The sequence below is a fragment of the Botrimarina hoheduenensis genome, assembly GCF_007859815.1.
Lineage (GTDB): Bacteria > Planctomycetota > Planctomycetia > Pirellulales > Lacipirellulaceae > Botrimarina > Botrimarina hoheduenensis.
Map to the genome: position 1 here is coordinate 295,636 of NZ_SJPH01000003.1, position 19,386 is coordinate 315,021.

General features: G+C 64.1%; 14 protein-coding genes. 7 read left to right on the plus strand and 7 right to left on the minus strand.

Features of this window, described 5'->3' with window-relative positions:
- Positions 1 to 128: 128 nt before the first annotated feature.
- Positions 129 to 2,234: a hypothetical protein gene (locus Pla111_RS17190; RefSeq protein WP_197524870.1), complete on the minus strand. Its 2,106-nt coding sequence runs from the start codon at positions 2,232 to 2,234 to the stop codon at positions 129 to 131.
- A 19-nt stretch (positions 2,235 to 2,253) separates the two neighbouring features.
- Between Pla111_RS17190 and Pla111_RS08570 the strand changes: the two genes are divergently transcribed.
- Complete coding sequence (locus Pla111_RS08570; protein WP_146573340.1) at positions 2,254 to 3,129, plus strand: serine/threonine protein kinase; 876 nt, start codon at positions 2,254 to 2,256, stop codon at positions 3,127 to 3,129.
- Between the two features lie 209 nt (positions 3,130 to 3,338).
- A complete protein-coding gene (locus tag Pla111_RS08575) occupies positions 3,339 to 3,542 on the plus strand; it encodes a small basic protein (protein WP_146573342.1) in 204 nt (67 codons plus the stop codon).
- Positions 3,543 to 3,781: 239 nt separating this feature from the next.
- On the opposite strand, the gene Pla111_RS08580 is transcribed toward Pla111_RS08575, so the two are convergent.
- Positions 3,782 to 4,996, minus strand: coding sequence for a hypothetical protein (locus Pla111_RS08580; RefSeq protein WP_146573344.1), 1,215 nt, complete (start codon positions 4,994 to 4,996; stop codon positions 3,782 to 3,784).
- Between the two features lie 757 nt (positions 4,997 to 5,753).
- Between Pla111_RS08580 and Pla111_RS08585 the strand changes: the two genes are divergently transcribed.
- Positions 5,754 to 6,443 (plus strand): LuxR C-terminal-related transcriptional regulator, encoded by a 690-nt coding sequence (locus Pla111_RS08585; protein ID WP_146573346.1) that lies wholly within the window; start codon positions 5,754 to 5,756, stop codon positions 6,441 to 6,443.
- Between the two features lie 154 nt (positions 6,444 to 6,597).
- Here the strand turns inward: Pla111_RS08585 and Pla111_RS08590 are convergent, their stop codons facing one another.
- Positions 6,598 to 7,704, minus strand: coding sequence for a PA0069 family radical SAM protein (locus Pla111_RS08590; protein ID WP_197524871.1), 1,107 nt, complete (start codon positions 7,702 to 7,704; stop codon positions 6,598 to 6,600).
- 114 nt (positions 7,705 to 7,818) lie between these two features.
- Between Pla111_RS08590 and Pla111_RS08595 the strand changes: the two genes are divergently transcribed.
- Positions 7,819 to 8,355 (plus strand): FxsA family protein, encoded by a 537-nt coding sequence (locus Pla111_RS08595; RefSeq protein WP_146573349.1) that lies wholly within the window; start codon positions 7,819 to 7,821, stop codon positions 8,353 to 8,355.
- A gap of 24 nt (positions 8,356 to 8,379) precedes the next feature.
- Here the strand turns inward: Pla111_RS08595 and Pla111_RS08600 are convergent, their stop codons facing one another.
- The 4 genes from Pla111_RS08600 to Pla111_RS17195 form a co-directional block, all read right to left on the minus strand.
- On the minus strand, positions 8,380 to 9,960 hold the full coding sequence (locus Pla111_RS08600; protein WP_146573351.1) for a hypothetical protein: 1,581 nt from the start codon (positions 9,958 to 9,960) through the stop codon (positions 8,380 to 8,382).
- Positions 9,960 to 10,766: a glycosyltransferase family 2 protein gene (locus Pla111_RS08605; RefSeq protein ID WP_231930848.1), complete on the minus strand. Its 807-nt coding sequence runs from the start codon at positions 10,764 to 10,766 to the stop codon at positions 9,960 to 9,962. Before Pla111_RS08605 ends, Pla111_RS08600 begins: the two co-directional genes overlap by 1 nt.
- A gap of 286 nt (positions 10,767 to 11,052) precedes the next feature.
- Positions 11,053 to 11,835 carry a Nif3-like dinuclear metal center hexameric protein gene (locus Pla111_RS08610; protein ID WP_146573353.1) on the minus strand — a complete coding sequence of 261 codons (783 nt, stop codon included), beginning with the start codon at positions 11,833 to 11,835 and terminating at the stop codon, positions 11,053 to 11,055.
- A gap of 52 nt (positions 11,836 to 11,887) precedes the next feature.
- Complete coding sequence (locus Pla111_RS17195) at positions 11,888 to 14,734, minus strand: hypothetical protein (protein ID WP_197524872.1); 2,847 nt, start codon at positions 14,732 to 14,734, stop codon at positions 11,888 to 11,890.
- A gap of 230 nt (positions 14,735 to 14,964) precedes the next feature.
- Here Pla111_RS17195 and Pla111_RS08615 point away from each other — a divergent pair, with 230 nt between their 5' ends.
- The 3 genes from Pla111_RS08615 to Pla111_RS08625 all read left to right on the plus strand — a co-directional run bounded on the left by Pla111_RS08615 (position 14,965) and on the right by Pla111_RS08625 (position 19,376).
- Positions 14,965 to 15,750, plus strand: a complete 786-nt coding sequence (locus Pla111_RS08615; RefSeq protein ID WP_197524873.1) for a sugar phosphate isomerase/epimerase family protein — start codon at positions 14,965 to 14,967, stop codon at positions 15,748 to 15,750.
- A 75-nt stretch (positions 15,751 to 15,825) separates the two neighbouring features.
- Positions 15,826 to 17,550 (plus strand): hypothetical protein, encoded by a 1,725-nt coding sequence (locus tag Pla111_RS08620; protein WP_146573357.1) that lies wholly within the window; start codon positions 15,826 to 15,828, stop codon positions 17,548 to 17,550.
- Positions 17,547 to 19,376 carry a hypothetical protein gene (locus Pla111_RS08625; RefSeq protein ID WP_146573359.1) on the plus strand — a complete coding sequence of 610 codons (1,830 nt, stop codon included), beginning with the start codon at positions 17,547 to 17,549 and terminating at the stop codon, positions 19,374 to 19,376. The genes Pla111_RS08620 and Pla111_RS08625 overlap by 4 nt, the downstream gene beginning before the upstream one ends.
- Positions 19,377 to 19,386: the final 10 nt, after the last annotated feature.

Genomic DNA, 19,386 nt, shown 5'->3' on the forward strand with positions numbered 1-19,386 from the left:
CCCCCTAAGCGACGGAAATGCTTGGCAGTTAAGGGGCTTCGGCAACCGACCCGTCATCGTAACGGGGCCCCGTGGGGTGTCAACGAAGCGTCTCACCCGCTGCGACCGTTGAGACGCTTCAACGCGTTTCAATCGATCGTGATCCAATGCGTGGCGGAACGGACCGTTCCCGGCTCAGCCTGGGCCTGTAATCGCACGGGCCCGGCACCCAATTCGGCAGCCATGACGCGGATGACGCCCACCGGGCCGGTGATGCGCCCGACTTCGCGTGCGTTGTGCAGCAGCACGATCGAGTCGGCACCCTGAGCCGACACCTCAACTGGTACGACGTCGTTCAAACGCCAATCGCTCGGCTTGACCGCTAGCTTGACGTCGCGAGCGACTGCTTTCCCCCCGTCGCCCGGTTTCTCAAGATCGCCCCGCTTGCCGGATTGGTCGGGCTTAGACTCCGCTCCGGCCAACGGCTCCGGATCAGCGGGCTGGGCTGCTCGCTGAAGATTGCTCGGGGTTTCGATCTCCGCGACACGCAGCCGCTGCGGCTCGAGCGGCCCCGTACCGACACCGACACAGCGCAGCTCATGCCAGCCCGCACCAAACTCAGCCGGATCGACCACCGCGCCTCGCCCCGTGGGCAGCCGCAGCCGCAGCCGACCATCAACAAACAGTTCCCAGTAAGCCGTCGTCGGAGCAGGCCCCGATAGGTTTGCCCCAACGTGCGGAGTCAAACGAAACGCGCCCGGTGGCAGCGGCGGCTCGGCCGGGGATTCTGCGGGAGCCAAGGCGGTCTGATCGGTCGGGGCGGTAGCCGGCGCGAGCGAACGCAACGGCTTGAGTTGGGGCCCCCCCTTAGCGGAATCACTGGAGGTCACCGGAAGCGAGAAATCCAGCTTCAGCGAGGTGAGGTTCGAGGCGTTGTCCTTTGCCGGCGCTGCCGAGGCGATGTCCGTCGGTCGATTGAGCGTCGTCTGGCGGTCTTCCGGCCAACCTTCGAGCCGCATGGCCGGACGATCGGCCCAAGGCTGACAGAGCGGATCGCCGACGATCAGCAGCTGATAAGGCGAGGCAACCGACTGGTAATAGGCCTCTGCCAGCGAGCTGCCGCGACGGTAGTGAATCTGGATCGAGGGCAGCGGAAACTTGGCTTGGACCGCGTAGGGTTCTTCAACCGTTCCTGACGCGCCGGTGGCCCCCCGCCGAATCAGCTCTGAAAGCGGCGTCTGCTTGGCGTCGAGCGCAAAGTTGCCGCCGGTGCTTGTCAGGTGCTCGCAGATAGCGCCGGGTTCGATGACTAGCCCTGCCTGTTCGAGGGGCAGAACGGCTGCCCCCAGCGTCATGCCGGCCACGCGCGTGCCCGGTCGTGGCAGCGTCCCCTCCTCGACCGAGGCCCGCGCCCCCAGCCCGGTCAGTACGGCAGCGGCCGCCGGATAGCACCCGTGGCGGGTCTTGGATCGAACGTTGCTGTTCTTCACAAAGCAGAACACGCCTTGGGGCGGCGTCACTTCGGCCTGAACCGCACGCTCCAGCAACGCGATGACTTCTTGAACGCTGTTGCCACGCCCGGTGGTGACCCCCAGCACGGTCGACATCAGATAGCGCCGGGCCTGCGGTGCCCGGTCTTGGCGGACGCCGCCGCGCAGCCAGCGGTAACGGCCCCGGAAAGCGCGGGTGGGGGTTTCGCCGAGCTGCTGGCACTGACTCAGATTGGCTCCCGCCGGGCCGGACAGGTAGTAGTTCGCGTCGTTGCCAAGGTAGGCCGGCTGCTTGGCCAAAATCGCCTGCCAGAAGTAGGTGGCACCGGTCAGCGAGGCCACGGGCATCAATTGCCGAGGGGGCCGCGCCGCTTGGGGAAAATCCGCCCGAAGATCGATCTGCCAGGGAAAGCCGCAGCTGTAGGCGATCGTGTCGATCTGAACCGCGAGTCCCCGCCGGTCGATCTCCGCCAGCACGGGTTGCAAGATCTGCTCGCGAAACGTGTCGCCGTTGGTTTTCTCGGGATTTCCCTGGTAATCGATGGCGATGACGTTCATCGCGGGAAGGTTGCGCAAACGGACGTAGTGGTTCGCGACTTCTTTCGAATCGGGGCGGTTGAGATTCACCACCAGCGCCACTCCCTCGGGGCCCCCGCCGGCCCCCGCGAAGCCGGCAGCCACCAGGGCCATCAGCCCGGCGACCGCTCGGGCCGCCCACCACGCGCCGTAAACGCCAAGTCGAGTTATAGTAGGGGCTTGGGTCACACCATCTCGGGGGTTACGAATGGCCGGTCTGGGCTCTTTCTTCAAGTCGATGCTCGATGGCGGCAAGGTGGATATCACCAGCCGCTATGAGATCTTACGCGATGCGGTGTCGGGCACGATGTCTGACTTCCACAAGGCACGCGATCGTAAGACCAAGGAAATCGTCGGGGTAAAGATCCTCGATATGAAGAAGACGGATCAACTCGAGTCTCGGTTCCGTGGTTTGAACAAACCCAGCGAAGGCCAAATCGCGACGAGCTTTGATCACCCGTACATCGTCAAGACGTTTTCCTACGGCACCACCTCCAAGAACGAGCAGTTTTTGGTGATGGAGTTTCTGGACGGTCCGGGTCTGAACTCGGTCATTATCGGCCGCGATCCGCGGCTGAAGGGCAATCGGCTAACACTGATGCGTCAGGCCGCCGAGGCCCTGGAGGTCGTCCATGCGGCCGGCTATATCCATCGGGACGTCTGCCCCCGCAACTTTGTTTGCAACAAAGAAGTCACGGGCCTCAAGCTGATCGACTTCGGCCTGACCGTACCGGCCAAAAAGGAGTTCATGCAGCCCGGCATTCGCACCGGAACGCCCAACTACATGGCACCCGAGGTGGTCCGGCGCAAGCCAACCGACCACCGGATCGACATCTTCGCGTTTGGGGCGTCGATGTACGAGATGTTCGCCTTCGATCTGCCCTGGATCCGTGGCACCGACGGGCTTGCGGCGATGAGCCACGGAACGAGCGAACCGCCCCCGCTGCGCGATCGATTTCCGACCATCAATCCCGAGCTGGAACGGATCATTATGCAATGCCTGAGCGGAGAGCCCACGGGCCGGCCGGCCTCAATGTCTGCGATCCTCAACCAGCTCAAGAGGATCAAGCAGGAAGAGGTCTGAACCAACCGCACGCCAACCTCAGCCGGAGGGGCCAAAGCCTGCTGGGGGGGGTCCTGATCGGCCTGATAGGGCCTAACCGCCTCGCTATGGTCAGCCGAAAGCCTCGTTAAGCACGCCGCACAGGCCTTGAACGCCTCCCCCCCGGCGGCTAACATGCGGGGCTCGACCAGTAATCTACGCTAAAAACCCCACAACAACGTGGCGCGGCCATGACCATCGACAAGTCTCTCAAAGTCAAAGCTGGCGGCACTTCCAGCCGCAGCGTCCTGACACGCGTCGAGCGAATCACCCGGCTCAGCGAGACCGACCGTTGGTCCGAAGGCAGCTCGGCTTTTGGCCTGCCCAAGGTGCGGGTCAAGATCCTGCAGCTGAAGAAGAAAAAGAAGAAGACCAAGGAAGAAGACGAGAAGTAAGCTCGTCGGGACTTGGCGTCGCTATCCCTCTTCTCTTCTCCTTACCGCCGTGGGCCTGCTTTGCTGCTGGCTGGCCGCTTCCCGGTTGGCTGGACCCGTCCCGGTTGGTAGGACGCTTCCCGGTTGGTAGGTGCTCTCCGTCTGAGAGCCATCACACCGCCTGCGGGTGTGCCGACAAACTGCTGGCTCGCCGAGACTTCTTCGCTAACAAGCCCGGATCACCAACGACCCGCTAGCGCCTAGAAGGCGTCGCGGGCAGGTTCGATTCGCGACATCCGCGCTGAAACCGACTCGAGGGCCCGGCGTTTGGCTCCCTCAAAGTCACGGCTGCTGAGCTGATCATCGGCCCGGCGGCGAAGCAGTTCGCTCACCAGTTCGATCGAAGGCGAGGGGGGCAAAGCCCTTCGCTCGGCCTCGCCGAGCCCTTCCCGGTACAGATCGAGAAAACTCTCCTCCAGGGCGAGTTGTTCTAACTCGGTGGCCCAATCCGATAGCACAAAAGCGTCCGGAGCCGGATCGGCCAAAAGCCGTTGCTGTAGCTCACGCAGCGCCGTGTTGTAACCACGCACCCGGGCCGTCAGCTCGGTCAGGTTGACAGAAATCCCGCTCGGGGTGCCAACGATCGGACGCTGAACCTGCTGCTTCAGACCTCTCCGGAGCGGATTGACGCTTGCCGTGGGATCGTCGGTAAAAGGATCGCGCCAGTCGAGGGGCGCAGCGGAAGCATGCTGCGACCAGTGGCTACGACCGGGCGAGTGCGGCCCAACCAGAGTCGGCTCGCTCGTTGCGGGACGGTCGGCCGCCGTGATGGGTTTTTCTACCCGACGCGGCTCAGCGAACTCGCTCGCCGGGGCCAACTGGCCCCGCGGCGCTGACGGATTCGACAGGTGGGCGTAGGCGTCCCCTGCTTCCGACGAGACCTCTCCAGCGGCGAGCGTCGGCGGAGTTAGGGTAAGCACGCTGTGCGCGGCATGGTCGGAGCTGCTTTGCTGGGGCAGCAGCGACTGAGGCATGAGCGGGTCGCTGCTCTCCAAAGCTGCGGCCGGAATCGCCGCCATCGGCTCGACAAGCGGCTCGATCACGCCCCGAGGCTGCTGAAGCGCCGTCCGGCCCAAGAGTCGCGGTGCCCCAGGAAGTTCACCCGAACCGCCCGGCAGAGTCGCGCGGAACGCGATGTCAAACCAGCGGTGCATCCGCCGATAATCTCCCGCGCTCGGATCGGGCTCTGCCTGCCAAGCGGCCACCATCGCGCGGGCTTCGGTCCGCAGCCGGGCGGCAGCCGCGGGCTGGTTCCGATAGCGCAGCTCGATCTGCTCTTCGAGGGCCACCAGCCGCGATTCAACGGAAACCATGCCGGTGGCGATGGCAGACGGGAGCAGCGTGAGCAACCCGACCAAGATCGCTGCTGAGGAGGCCTTGAAAATCGTTCCAAGCAAGCGGGCGAGAGGGTTCACGGGTTGGTGCTCCTTCGGGCCACCGGCGGTCGCCGCCAGGACGTAATCGCCCTCACCCCGGCGACCGACCTCGGGGCCTGTAAGCGTAGGTCATGCTACGCGGCGGTCAAATCGGTTGGACTTATGACCGCGAACATTCGGCCTCACAGCGTGCGACTTTGACGGTCCTGCCGATCACGCCAGCCGGCACGGGTGATTCGGCCCGCTGTCGGGACGTAAGTAACGCGTTGAAGAGCACAAACTGTTTAAACCAACGCCCGCTGCATAGCCAGAACCTCTAGCAACGGCTTTCAATCTGAAAAAACTCTCGGAGAGGTCGTAGCAACATAGGTGGCGTCTCATCGACGAACCGCTCAATCAACTGGTCTGGCTCTTCGGAAAGCTTCGCGCGTCTTGGTAGAGATTTTGTCCTGACTCCAACTGTGACAAACATCTGACGTTAGTTCAAAAAGAATCGCCGGATTCACGTTACTTCGCGTGTGGACTGCCGTATAAAAGCCACTCACTAGACGGAGCCTTCCGTCCCTTATCCGAAAACCCAAAGTGGCGAGGCTTTCTATTGGCCGCTGCCGAGCCCTACAGGCTCGTTGATCAACCCGCTTGGATGGCGATGGGAGATCCGGCACGAATGAGATTTTTAACGCACCATACAAGTTCGGCATCTCCATTCATTGGCTGGTTGCCCGCGGAGAATCGCTCCGCTGCGGCGGCCGCTTCTGATGACGGCGCTCGATCTACTTACTCAAAGGCGACCCCGATGTACGCCCGCGTAGCCCCTCTGCCGACCAATGGCCTTCTGCTGCTGCACGACGTGCGAGGGCCTGCTGAACGCCTGCTGCAAGAGGCCGCTCGGCAGTTGGGGATCGCTTCGCTTCTCACTTCACGCATCGAGGAATGCGCCGTGCATGCCGAGGGAGCGCGGCCGGTTGGCATCATCGCGCCAACAAAACCAACGGTGAACGCACGGTTTGCGGATCTCGCCGACGCCAGCTTTCGCCGCGCCGTATTCATCGGCCTGATTGAGTCCGAGGCCGAACGTCCCGTCTGGCAACGTCTCGCATGGGGCGTCATCAGCCTCAGTGATCCTCCCGAGCGAATCGCCAAGCTGCTCCAAGACGCCATCCTGATCGCTGATCAGCGCCGGAATGAATGGGATCTCGTTCAGGCTTACCATCGGCGTCGCGAGTCGCTGACCCAGGCCGAAGAAGAGNTCCTCGTCGCGGTTTGCGATGGCAAGCTCAACAAGCAAATCGCCAATGAGTTGGGGGTCAGCATCCGGACGGTCGAACAACGGCGCCGACGGGTGTTCGCCAAGATGAAAGTCGCGTCAGCGATCCCGCTGGCCGATCGTGTGGCGACCGTGCGGACACTCGAAGGCCGCTTCCTGCGGTGCGATTTACAAGAGTCGCGCGGAAACGCGGCACCAAAAATCAGCCCGAATGAATGACGGCGCTTAGCATTCGCAGGCCCGGATGTCCGACCTATCTCTATCGAATGACTGAGGTAACGAGACCCCTCATGTCGCGGCAAGGTCCACTGCGTCTAGCGACAAGGCCCCGGGCGACTCCGTTTGCTTCCTGGGCGATTTCTCGGCAGCGTCATCAACAAAACAGCCGCTGCTGAGACGTGGCGCTCGGGTGACGAAACGCGGCGCGGCTCAACGGCAAGGGCGTGCGCGCCAATCTATTGCGGGCGGCGAACACGCGGAACGTCCGCGCAATGTGAGCCGCATAAGGTCCGATACCCGTCATGCGGTGATGGAAACGGGTGTCGTTGAACCGGCCGCCGCGCGTCGCTCCAATCAGTTGACGCACCTTCGGGGCGAACGTTGGCTCACAGCGGTCGAGCCATTCGAGAAAGACCTCGCGTACCGCACCGGGCAGGCGCAGCAGCGTGTAACTCGCCGAGGTGGCTCCCTGCTCCGCCGCGGCGGCAAGCAGTGCGGAGGCTTCGTGATCGTTCAGGCCGGGGATGGTCGGCGAGAGCATCGCGTGGACCGGAATGCCGGCCGTCGCGAGTTCACGGATCGCGTTGAGTCGCGCTGCGGGGGTGCTGGTTCGCGGCTCCATGCTACGACACCGATGAGGATCGAGCGTCGTCAAGGAAATCGCCACCACGGCGGCCTGCCGCTCGGCGAGCGACGCCAGCAGATCGATGTCGCGGGTCACGAGGGCGTTCTTGGTGACGATTGCTACCGGCTGGCCGCAGGCTTCGGCCACCTCCAGGCAGGCGCGCGTGAGCCGGTACTCGCGCTCGGCTGGCTGATAGCAATCCGTCACGCCCGAGAAGACGATCGGCTCGCCCTGCCACTCGGGGCGGGCAAGCCACTTCTTCAGCAGCGGCGCGGCGGCGTGCTTCACCAGCAATCGCGACTCGAACGCCAGCCCCGCGTCGTAGCCCAAAAACTCGTGCGTGGGGCGCGCATAGCAATAGCTGCAGCCGTGCTCGCAGCCACGGTAGGGGTTCAACGTCCACCGGAACGGTAAATCGGGGCTGTCGTTGCGATTGACGAGGGACTGTGTGGCGTCGGGTTCGTGCCGCGTTGGCAACCGCCGCGAGGGCGACGGGTCGTCCGCAGCGGTCTCCGTTTCGGTGCGCACAGCAACGTGCGGGTTGGCTGGTCGGATGCCGGCACCGCGACCGACAACGCCGTCAACGGGTAACGCCGTGGTCGGCATCGACTGCTCGAAGCGGAAAGTCCCCTGCATGGCTTAGACTCCTGGCGGACGGGATGATGTACCAGAATCCGTTGCATCTGTTATTTTGTACACCTGCCGTGCCGCTGTGGCAAATTACTCGGCAGTGATTTTTGGGAGACCGGCATGCTGCTAGCGTTGATGCTGTTGTTTGTGATCCTGCCGCTGGTGGAGTTCAGCCTGCTCTACCGGCTTGGGCAGGCGTGGGGCCTGGTGCCGACCATCGCGCTGGTGCTGTTTACCGGCGTGCTGGGGGCGGCCCTCGCACGGTGGCAAGGCATGCTCACGCTGTGGCGGATCCGCACCGAGTTGTCGGCCGGCCGCACTCCGACCGACGCCCTGCTGGACGGCGCTCTGATCCTGGTTGCTGGTGCGGTGCTGATCACGCCGGGAATCCTCACCGATGCCCTCGGCTTTGCGCTGCTCGTCCCCGTGACACGCACGCTCGTCAAGCGCTGGCTACGCCGAGGGTTCGCCGAGAAGCTGCATGCGAGCCAGGCCGGCGGAGTGTTCCGGGTCGTGCGGTTCGGCAGACAGAGTAAACCTCCGTCCCCGCCGCTCAATACCGGACAGGTCATTGATGTCGCGGTAACCGAGGTCCGCACGCGTGACGCTTCGACTAAGACGGGCCCCAACACGGAGCCCCGTAACGGCAAAAGCTGAAACGTCAATCTCTTGCAGCGTCTGTTATCCGGCAGGCAGTGGCACCGCGTCGGCCAACCGAGGAGCCAGCCAGCCCTGCGGAAAGAGCACGAAGGCGTGCTCGCGCGAGCCGAGAATTGCCCGCGATTGTTCGGCGAGGCGGGCGGCCGTGAGCTGCTCCCGCATCGCGGCTCGCTCTGTGGAAACATACTCCGCGAGGGCTTGATTAGCCCGCACAATGCGTCGATGACGCTCGGCGGCGTTCGCGGGTGACTTGGCCAAAGCGATCGCGGCCCGCTTTTCCTCGATCCACCGGAGCGCCTCGCCAGAAACACTCGCGGTGCTCATAAAGCGCTCGGGGTGATAGCGCAGATCTCGCTGATCCCTCACAGCTTGGGCGACGGTAATCGGGCAGGCTGGGTGCGGGATCGGCAACCGCAGGGTTGCCGACAGCGTGGCGTGCGGCGGAGGTGCCTGCCCGAAGAGCTGGTGGCTGATCCGGTCGGTTACCTGGTCGTACTTCGCGCCCCCGATCCCGTGTAGAAACAGGTCCGCGAGCGCCCAGCGTGTGAATAGCGTGGTGGTGAGGGCCCGGCTGCGAAGCAAGACCCCTTCCTCACGCAATTGGGTGAGCGCGCGGATCGCGTCCTCGGGTGCGGACGGCAAGGTTGCGTTCCAACCGGCGAAGTTGGCAATCTCAACCGCCCCCGCTCGGTTCCGTGCCCACAGCGGACGCCGTGGCGAAGCCGCGGGGGTCGTTATCCAGAACGGTGTCTCGACCCAGCCGTCAGCGCCGGCCGCCAAGTCTGGCAGCGGCTGGGCCGCAGAACGGAGTCGATGGGCCTGGCGATACGTCGCCAGCGCGGCGTTGTACGCGACGCGCGTCTCGGCTGATCGAGAGACTAACTCGAAGAGAAACGCTCGAAACGGGATCGTATCGGCGACCGCGCTAATCGGCAGCTCGAGGGTGCGATCGTCCCAATCACGCTGCAGCACGCGGCGGGCGGCGTTCAGGCCGGCTGAGATTTTACCGGTCGATTCGAGGGCTTCACGGGCGGCGGGCCAAACGCGCAACGCCTCGGGGTTGGCGATGAACGGTGCCAACGCCTCGGTGATCCGCTGGGGAAAGCTGGCGAACACGCGGTGGTCCATCACCGGGCGTTGCTCGTAGGGCTGTTCCGGTGCCGGTTGATCGTAAGCCAGCGCAACGCGCCGCGGTGCCTCAAGCGTTCCGGTCGGGACGTTGATCGCGACTTCGCGGCAGAGATCCGAATCGATCACCAGATGCAGCCCGACTCCGCCGACGGCGCGCGCGAGGCGGTCCAGGGCAACGTTCTTGATGAGCACGCCCGGATGAAACAGTTCGGGCTGATGCCCCGACACCACCAGCGGCGTCGTTTCATCAAAGGCCCGATCGGCTACGCCGGTCCAGCGTGCCGCAGCGTTTACCGTCTGGAGTCGGAGTTCAGCGGCAAGCGACGCAAGCGAATGTCCGGCCCAAACAAGGGGGACCGCTGCGCGGTGCGCCTGACAGCTGTCGATCAGACGCAGCTGGGCGTCCCACGACGGTTCGACAAGCACACCGCCCTCTTCCGCGGGAGCACGGTAACGGCGAAACGCTTGCATCAGGTCGTCGCAAAGGCGCTGGTATCAACCTGCCGGCAGAGCGGATCTTCTTCCACGACAGGTTGGCGTGCAGCAGCCAACGCACGAGCGATCGTCTCGCGGTAATAGGCGAGTCGCTCTTCGGCGTTATCCAGCGCCCCTCCGAAGCTGCGCTCTTCGTCCAAGTAGATGCGCGGCACCGCGACCTCTTGGATCCGCCAACCGAGCTGCGCCGCTTGCACCCACAGCTCAAGCGGCATGGCGTAACCCGTTTCACTTAGATGAAGATTCGCGAGTGAGGCCACCCGATACGCCTTGAAGCCACAAAACGCGTCCGTGAGCGACAAACCGAGTTGCTCGTTCAGTTCGGCCGTGATCGTGTGGTTGATCCGCCGACGATCCGCGGGCGCGACGCCGGTGGTGTCGAGTTGCTCGTCACGGTAACGGCTGCCCGAGACCAGATCGTATCCTGCGCACGCCTCGGCAAGCGTGCGGATCCGCTGGGGCTCATGCTGACCGTCGCAATCGATTGTGACTAGCACGTCGTAGTTGTGCTTGCGTGCGTAGCAGAAAGCCGAACGCAGCGCGGCACCGTAGCCCCGATTCTTATCGTGCGTGTGCAAGACAATGTCGGTCCGCTTGGCAAGCAATTGCGCCGTGTCGTCGGTCGATCCGTCGTTTACCACCAGGATGTCGTCGGCGTTGCTGACTACGCAGTCGAGCACGGTGTTGACCGACTTCGCCTCGTTAAAAACGGGCAACGCGGTCAGCATCCGGAGCGGCACCGGGGTATTCGGGGAATCGAGCCGTTGGCCGGTGGACTTCAAGGCGGGCTACTCGAGGCGGGGCGGAACGGCAACGAACGCGAGCGGGGGGGGTTCGCGGGGGGGTGCGTTCTGCTTGGGGGGTGAGGGGTTCTAGCCGCGTTCGGCAAACAGCGACATCTTCGCAACCGGCTGAGACAAGCCTTCGCTCTGATGCGGGTCTTGCTCTAAACAATCGCTCTTATGTCTCTAGTCTCTGCCAGACGCGCTTGGTGTTGTACGCTGGATTGTAGATGCCGGTTCGCCAGGGTCAAACTCGCGGTTCAACGCACCAGGATCCCGCGGCGGCTCAAACGGGCTGGAGCGGGTCCCGCTCGATCTGGCTCGCCGTGACCGGCACCCCGATTTCGGCGGCTAAACGCTCCGCAAGCCCGTCCAGTGACGAGCGTTCGCTCGCAAAGTGCCCGATGAGTAGCACCGCGACCCCGGCAGACTGCGCTTTTAAGCAATCGTGAAAACTGGCCTCCCCCGTCACCAACGTGTCGCACCCGACCGCCAGCGCCATCTCGAGCAGCGATCCGCCGCTGCCGCATGCGACGGCGACGCGTCCCGCGGGTCTTGCTGCTGATTCCGTGGCCCGCACCGAAGTCGCCCTCAGAGACACACGGGCCCGTTCCGCCAGCTCGCCCAGGGTGGCCGCCGCGCAACCGATCCGCCCCGTCCCGCCAGCGGACGATGTCGCCGCAGGATCGAGCACCGCCACGTCGGTTAGGCCTAAGGCGCTGGCCAGATGATCGTTCGCCCCGTTGCTCGCCGAATCGAAGGCGGTATGAGCGCTGTAGATCGCCACGCCTGCACGAGCGAGTTTCCACAGCAGGGTGCCGGTGTGCGTCTCGGTTGTGATCCGATCGAGGGGTCGAAAGGGCAGCGGGTGATGCGTCACGATCAGGTTATCGCCCCGCGCGATCGCTTCCTCGGCAACGTCGGCTGTGAGCGTCAAACACACGAGGATTCCGCGGAGCCGCTCACCCGGATCGCCGAGCAACAAGCCAACGTTGTCCCAGTCTTCGGCTAGGTGGAGCGGGGCCGCTTGGTTTAGCAACGCTACCGCATGGGCGATGGTCGTCGGCATCGGCAGAAGGCTTGCGTAATAAGGAATCGGTCGGGGCGGGCTACCGATCGTACTACGGTGCCGCCGCGAGCGGAGCCGGGGTCTTGGTAAACTCCTGCCGCTCGGGCGACTCCTCTTGCGAGGGATCACTGACGGGCTTCTCGGGCGGGGGCGGCACGATGAACCGCTTGATCAGCTCTCGATCGCCATCGATCTCTTCGATGCTGAGCTTCATCTCACGCCCGACCAAGTCTTCACCCTGGTAGAAAGTGTAAGTCTTCTTATCGAGTTGTGGCCCGAGCTGAAAAACCTGCGTCCGCTTGCGCCGCAAAGGCGGGGCGTACAACAAGCACTTGAAGTCACCGGAGCGGCCCGAATGGCTACGCATCAGCTGGCGAACGATGAACCGTCCGTCCGGCTCGTAGCCGACCTCAACCACGAGCTCGAGGTCTCCCTGGCCAACGGTCAGGTCACGCCACACGCTGAAACGGAGCGGGTCTTCGTTGGTTGTCAGCTCGAAGTCAATTCGCAAAGGCTGTCGGCCGTATTCGGCTTCGATCAGCGTCGCGTCGAACGGCAACGCGGCTTTACCGCCCGCGGGCAGGCTAAACGTTTGCTCACGGGGGCTGAAACGGATCGCGCTGTTGACCGAGACACCGTCGTTGCCGAGCGGCACGATCGAGAACGTGCCGCCAACACCCGAGGGGAAACGGTTGACGAAGCGCAACTCGTTCGGATGCGCAATGCTGAAAACGCTTGGCGTGCGATCGTTCGCCAGCTCGGTTTCTAGTCGCCACCGGGCCAAGGGCTCGCTGAGTCCCAGCACAAAGCGGGGCATGCGATCGACCTCGATCACCTGACGACCGTCGCTCAGCGCGGGGGTGCGTGCTTTGCCCCACACGTCGATGACCTGAACCTGATCGCCAAGGTACAGGACCTCTTGCTGAGGTTGCTCGGACCAAACGACCAGCACCACCTGACCATCGGACCGCTTAAACAGCCAGTTGCGGCTGTCGCTCGGCAGGCGGAGCGTGCCCATGTAGTCAGCCCCCCCGAGGAGTCGCGCGCACGTGCGCCACGGCAGCAGCAGTTCTCCCGGCGAACCGTCGTCGTTCATCACGCCGGTCCTGCCGAGCGTGGCGTCGGCAGCCCCGGCAAACGGATTCGCAACAAAGATGGCGTCCGCATGATTGACCTTGGCAACAAGGATCTGTTCGACAAAATCGCGGACACGGCTTTGGTGGCGGCGTTCCTCTTCCGCTTCGTCCGCCGAGATGCCGACGCCCGTCTGTGGCGGCTCGACAAGCACCCACCGCTTCGCAATCGGGGCCGCAGCCTCGGCGAAGGCCTGGCCAAGCTGCGCGGCGTTCAGCCCGTCGCGTGCATCCATTTGCTCGAAGTCCCACAAAGGAGACTCCGACCAGTTCTGGGTGTGGTCCCAACGCCAGCCCAGACCCAACCGAACGTCTTGTCCGAAACGGAACAGCGCGTGGTGGATCTCTTTAATTTTGTCGAGCAGGTTGGGGTAACCAACAAAGCTCGTATCGCCATCGTGCCCCAGCTGCCACCAGCGGATGCGGAGCGAAAGCTTGGTGATCAGGTGATCGATCTTCGACTGCCAACGCGAAGGGTCTTCAACGAGCAACCCCTGGATCGGGGGCGGAGGCCCCTCGGCCAGCGGATTCTCGATTCGCTCGGTGGGGTCCTCCAAGATGCCAACCGTCTCGATGCCGCGTGCCGATAGCTGCTCGGCAAAGCTAATCAGCTTGTCGCCCCGCTGCTCATCGCCCGGCGCGTACCAAACCGGCAGCTTCGCGTACCGCACCCCCACCCGTGGGAGCAGCTCTTGCAGCACCGGAAACGAAAGCGGGCGATCCGCCAACGGCAGCGACCAGCCGAACTCGCTGTCTTCGGTTGTCTCGAGGTCCTCGCGCACCACCGCAACCGTGGTCGAAAGCTCTTTGATCACGCGATCGCTCTCGCTGCCGATCATGCGCACGCGAACGCGATAGAAGCCGTAGTCATCGATTGGTGGCCGCCAATCGATCGAGCCCTCGTAGCCGTCGCGGCTGTTTCCGACACCGTCAACAATGTCTTGGGCGCGCGTGGCGGATTCGGAAATCAACACACCGTCGATCTCAAGCTTGCCGGTGGATCCGATCGATTGATTCGTTGCATCAAGTAGCTGGAAACGGATCTCGGGGTTCTGCACCAAGATGCCCGACACGCTGCACGTGACCACCACATCTTTCGGATCGGTGTAAACGTTGTAATCGCTGCCCGTGTGGATGCGGATGCTCGGCTGACGCGAAAGCCGCACGTCGGCAATCGAGACCTCGGCATTCAGGTCGCCACGCTCGCCTCGGTCAAAGTCGATGTGCACATAGACCCGATCGATCGCTTGGTCTTGGGGCTGCACCGCACCGATACGCAACTCGACCCAATCGCCGCGGGCCTTCACTGGCGGTGATTCTTCTAGCTGCAGGATCCGTCCGTCCACATCAGCAAACGCCATCTGTACCGCCACGCGCCCGTGAACGGCTCGCTCCACCTTGAGTCGCAAGGTCAGCAAGTAGCTGAATTTGGGCATCACCAGAATCGGTGGGCTCGTGAGCCGCGCCGACGCGCCGTCCGGACGGATCACCATCCGCCGACCGGGGATCGCTTCATCGGCGGGAATGTTGTCGATCTCCATCTCCACATACTGCGGATGCGTGCTGTCACGCAGCCGGGTCCAGCGGTCTGGCCAATCGTCGTAGTTGCGGTCGCGCTCTTGATCGAACAGGCAGCGAAAGACCTCCACCAGATCGGGCGTGGCGATGTCATCCACCTCGACACCGTCCGCTAACTGGGCCTGCTGCGCCGCGGCTGGTGTGCTCCCCAAGAGGATCAGTCCCAACACGCCACCCAAAAGCCGCACCGCCCCGCTCCGGCGCAGACCGGACGGGGAAAGGGGGTTCGTTCGGGCAGACCGTCGGAGCATCACAGTTATCTGAAGCGCACTGGGTGGCGGAGGGGCGAATCCGAACGAACAGGGTGCCCGGCTCTGCCGGGTCGCCTAGCCGTAAGGGTCCCCTCAACGTTACAACGCAGCGGCTGACACGCCCGCGCCCGACTGCGCCGCCCCCTGCTTGCGACCCCCCTACAACCGTGGCAACCCTCCCGATCGGCATCGCGACCCGCTCGCTCCGCCTGCCGCTTCGCCAGGCCCTTCTCAAAGCTGCTCAGTTGGGTGCCGACGGTGTTGAGATCGACGTCCGCAACGAGCTTCGGCTGACCGAGATGTCGCAGACCGCGGTGCGCCAGCTCAAGAAGCTGCTCAGCGACCTCGGCTTAAAGGTGGCCGCGGTGGCGTTCCCCACGCGTCGCGGTTACGACGATCCCGATGAACTCGATCGGCGCGTCCTGGCGACCCAAGAAGCGATGAGTTTGGCCTACCGTCTCGGTGCCTCGGTGGTGGTGAACCAAGCCGGGGCCTTGCCCGCCGATGCCGATACCCCGCTCGCAGAAAATCAGGTCAACGCGCTGAGCCTGCTGGCCGCGCACAGCGAACGGGCCGGGGCTCGGCTGGCGCTGGTCTCCGATGCCGCGCCCGCCTCGCAACGCCGTCTGCTCGACGAACTGCCCGGCGGCGGGATCGGCGTGGCACTGGATCCAATCGCGCTGCTCTCGGCGGGTCACGCCCCCACAGAGGCGCTCACGCAGCTCGGCGAGCACCTGCTTTATGGCTACGCGATCGACGCGGTCCACGAGGGGATCGGATCGGGTGCGCGTACCAGCGAAGTTGAACTCGGCCGCGGCGACGCCGACTGGCCCGAGCTGCTCGGCCTGCTCGAAGAGCGCGGCTATCGGGGCTGGCTCACCGCGCTGCGGTCCGCTGGCAGCGACCCGGCAGGCGACCTCGCGAACGCGGTGGCCTACTTGCGCACGCTGTAGCCGCGGCCGCGGCCCGATCGGTGCCTGTCGGGCTCTCTCCTCCTGACCCCGCCACAAGTTGCTAGGCTAAACGCCATGAGCAATCCCGCAGCGTCGTCACCGCACGCATCGAAAGCCCTTTCGGGAAAACTCCTGGTCTGGATGCTGCTGGGCGCGATGTTGATCGTCACGGCCATCCTCATCGGCGGCGTCGGGTTTGCGCTGTACGGGCCCGACGAGACGCCGGTCATTAGTCCCCAAACAACGGTGCTGACCGAACCGCTGCGTGCCGATGGCTGGCCCGACTACGAAGAAGCAATCCGCCGCCGCTGGGCCCGCGGCGCGACGCCCGCGAACAACGGGGCGATCCCCTTCTGGCGGGCGATGATCACCTCGGACCTCGGCGAACTCGACGATCCGGCCGAGCAAGATTTGATTGCACGCGAGTTAGGGATCAAAACGCTGTCGCTGGGCGATGGGTTTGTCGGCGGTCCCGACGCGCTAGAGCGGCGTTTGGCCGAGGAGCTACAGCAGGCTCATCCCCGAGCCGTGATCGCTACAGAAAACTTACTGACGTTCTTTCACCGCAAACCCTGGACCAAACAAGATTCGCCGCTTCTGGCGAGTTGGGTCGCCGCAAACGCGGCGGCGTACCAACTGCTGCACGAGGCGGCAGCCGCATCGCACTTCTATCCGTCGAGTCCGACGCTACTAGACGATCAGCGTGACCGTCTCCAAGACATCGCCCTGCCGGCGCTACAGCACTCACGAACGGCGGTTCACTACCTGTGCCTCCGCGCTATGCTGGCAGTCGGCGAAGGGCGCCCCGATGAAGCGGCCGATGACTTGATCGCGGCCTACCGCCTCGCGGACCATATTTCAGCAGGGCCTTTTCCCATCCATTTGCTGCTGGGGGAGTACCACAACCTTGTCGTTGATCGCGCTCTAGCGCATTTGTGCGTCTCGCGGGAAGTCTCTCTGGAAACCATAGCTAAGTTGCTGCGCTATATTGAGTCACGCCCTATGCCACGTGATCCGCTTGATGTCGAGCTGGAAATCGAGCGGATTGCGCCAGCGAGCTATGCCGCACAGTTAGCAACCAAGCGTGCGCGGATCGACGATGGCCCGACCAACCCTCCGTTGAGGGCCAGGCGGATAGACTGGAACATCGCCCTCAAAGAACTCGCGCCGCTGGCTGATCTTGCTGATCGAGCGATTGCAGCGCCCGATCTCCCAACTCGTGACGGTCTGATTAGCAAGCTTAGAGGAGCTCATCGACAGCTTAGCGCTAACTCCAATCAACCCTTTGGTTGGCGCCAGATCGTGAGCACGCGCGATCGCAGCCGACGGCAAGCCTGGCTGATCTCTGGCGATAGTTTCAGCTTCTTCCTGCACCGAAATCGTGAGATGCGATTCTCGATCATGACGCAACAGCGAGCGTTAGCGCGTGAGTTGCTAAGCCTTACCGCCCAGCGAATTCGCGATGGCGACTATCCTGACGAGTACAAAGCGGAAGGAATCAACTACCGTCGCACGAACGAGGGCGTCCTGCTGTGGAGTAACGGCCCCAACGGCCGCGACGATCGCGGCTTGCGGTCGTTTGCCGTCGCGAGACCGCAAGATAGTCTGCTGTTGCCGCTTTACGAAGGGCGCCTGATCCCACTAGCACAGGAGAGTTACGACAGCGAAAAGCCTGTAGCGCTCGATCCCGCACAGCAGGCGCTGCTCGACGCCATTCCGCCCGACGCCGACGACGCGGCGATTCGCCTGCCTCCGCCGCAGGAGCCCTGGCCGTGGGAAGAAGCGGAGCCAAACGAATGAGCGACTCCCGTGCGTCTGGCGCCTCCCTGCCGAGCGACCCCAAGGCACCGCGACGGCGGTGGATCTTCTGGCTGCTGCTGGGGCTGGTGCTGCTCGGCACACCGGCGGCGCTGCTGCTGATGGTCTTCGGTCCGGGGCCCTCGATCCGCGTAGCGAAAGAGACAACGCACCTCACGACGCCCCTGCTGGCGGATGGCTACCCCGATTACGGCGCTGCGCTCTTGGCCGCCGGACGAGTCGGTGTGACGCCCGACAACAACGGAGCCATCCCCTTCCTGCAAGCGATGTGGCCGCCGAATCCGGATGGCTGGTACGAGCTATCGGACGCCGAGATCGCCCTGGTGTGCAAAACAATCGGTGCCCCCGTGCCGGCCGGCGGCACGCGGCTCAAACGGCTCGACACTCCCGAGAATCGCCTGGCAACGCTGCGGTTGTTGCGCGTGCGGCTCAAGCCAGACCCGTCGAATCCTGCCAAACCGACAGCGATCGACCCGGGCGGATTCGACGGCGCGCTCTATCAGCCCGTGCCGCTCGAAGAGTTCCTCACCGGGCCTGAAGAGGTGGCGGTGCAGGATGGCCGCGTTGAAGCGTTTATCGATGCCTGCTGGCCGATCAGCCGGCCGTGGACGCGTGACGAGTTGCCGTTCGTAGCGGACTGGGTGGAAGCCAACGCCCCCGCCTTCGCGCTGCTGGAAGAAGCGGCCCGCCGCGAGCAGTGGTGGTTGCCGCCGGTTGAACTCATTCAGTTCGAGCGCGGCAAGCTGGTCGAGCAGCAACTAAATGGGTCGAACGAAATGCGTGAGGCAGCCCGCGCGCTGGTGACCCGCGCCGGCTACGACGGGGGGGCCGGGCGTCACACCGAGGCGGCAGTGGGACTTGTGACCCTGCTGCGACTGAGTCAGCACGGCCGGGCCCGGCCAACGCTCATTGATCAACTGATCGCGACCGCGCTGGAGGGAATGGCGCACTCACAGATCCAGGGGTTAGCGTCCGATCCCGCGACCCCGCCGGCAGCGCTTCGCGCGCTGGCCGAAGCGCTCGACGCGCTGGACGCGCGCAGCCCGATGGCGCAAGCGATCGACCTCGGCGAGCGCTACTGGATGCTCGACGCGACGCTCGATGTGGCTGTCAACCACAACGTCGAAGCGGTGGAGATGGACCTGCGACCGCTCGATCTGATGGTGTACGTGAGTTGCGATTGGAACATTGTGCTCAGTGACATGAACGCCTGGTGCGATCGCTGCCTCGCGGCGCTGCAGAATCCCTCTTGGACGCAGCGCGAGGGGGAGCTCGTCGCAATGGAGGCCGCGCTCAATGCGCTACCCGTGGCACCAAGCAATTTTCGTGAGGCGCTGCACATCGCGGTCAGCCAGGAGCGCCGGGGCGAGTTGGCCTCGGCTGTCATGAGGAATCTGTTGTTGCCACCCCTTGGTGCCGTCGCTCGCACAACCGATCGCATAGAGTCCAACCGGCAACTGACGCGCGTAGCGATCGACCTCGCGCTGTATCGCGCGGCGAAGGGCGCGTACCCAGAAAACCTTACGCCCGAGGTTTACCCCACTTCTCCGGTCGATTTACTGCAACAGTTCCCGCTCGTTTATAAGCCCTTGGAAGAGGGCTACCTGCTCTACACCGTCGGCGCTAACGGCAATGACGAAGGGGGCAGCCGTGAAGAGGGCGAGTGGGGCGCGTCGTGCTACGAGGGGCGCGAACTGACCAGCGACACCGACCTGCTGCACAAGAAGATCCCCACCGGTGCCGATGACCTGTCGGTCCGCACGCCCTGGCAGGTGCCGCCCGGGCCGTGGGAAGCGCTAAGCCCCTAAGCAAAAAAAC

Excerpts from the sequence above, each read along its gene's own strand:
- Pla111_RS08590 (WP_197524871.1), bottom strand. The coding sequence starts at position 7,704 with ATGCAGGGGACTTTCCGCTTCGAGCAGTCGATGCCGACCACGGCGTTA.
- Pla111_RS08595 (WP_146573349.1), top strand. The coding sequence starts at position 7,819 with ATGCTGCTAGCGTTGATGCTGTTGTTTGTGATCCTGCCGCTGGTGGAG.
- Pla111_RS08575 (WP_146573342.1), top strand. The coding sequence starts at position 3,339 with ATGACCATCGACAAGTCTCTCAAAGTCAAAGCTGGCGGCACTTCCAGC.
- Pla111_RS08600 (WP_146573351.1), bottom strand. The coding sequence starts at position 9,960 with ATGCAAGCGTTTCGCCGTTACCGTGCTCCCGCGGAAGAGGGCGGTGTG.
- Pla111_RS08620 (WP_146573357.1), top strand. The coding sequence starts at position 15,826 with ATGAGCAATCCCGCAGCGTCGTCACCGCACGCATCGAAAGCCCTTTCG.
- Pla111_RS08570 (WP_146573340.1), top strand. The coding sequence starts at position 2,254 with ATGGCCGGTCTGGGCTCTTTCTTCAAGTCGATGCTCGATGGCGGCAAG.
- Pla111_RS08610 (WP_146573353.1), bottom strand. The coding sequence starts at position 11,835 with ATGCCGACGACCATCGCCCATGCGGTAGCGTTGCTAAACCAAGCGGCC.
- Pla111_RS08625 (WP_146573359.1), top strand. The coding sequence starts at position 17,547 with ATGAGCGACTCCCGTGCGTCTGGCGCCTCCCTGCCGAGCGACCCCAAG.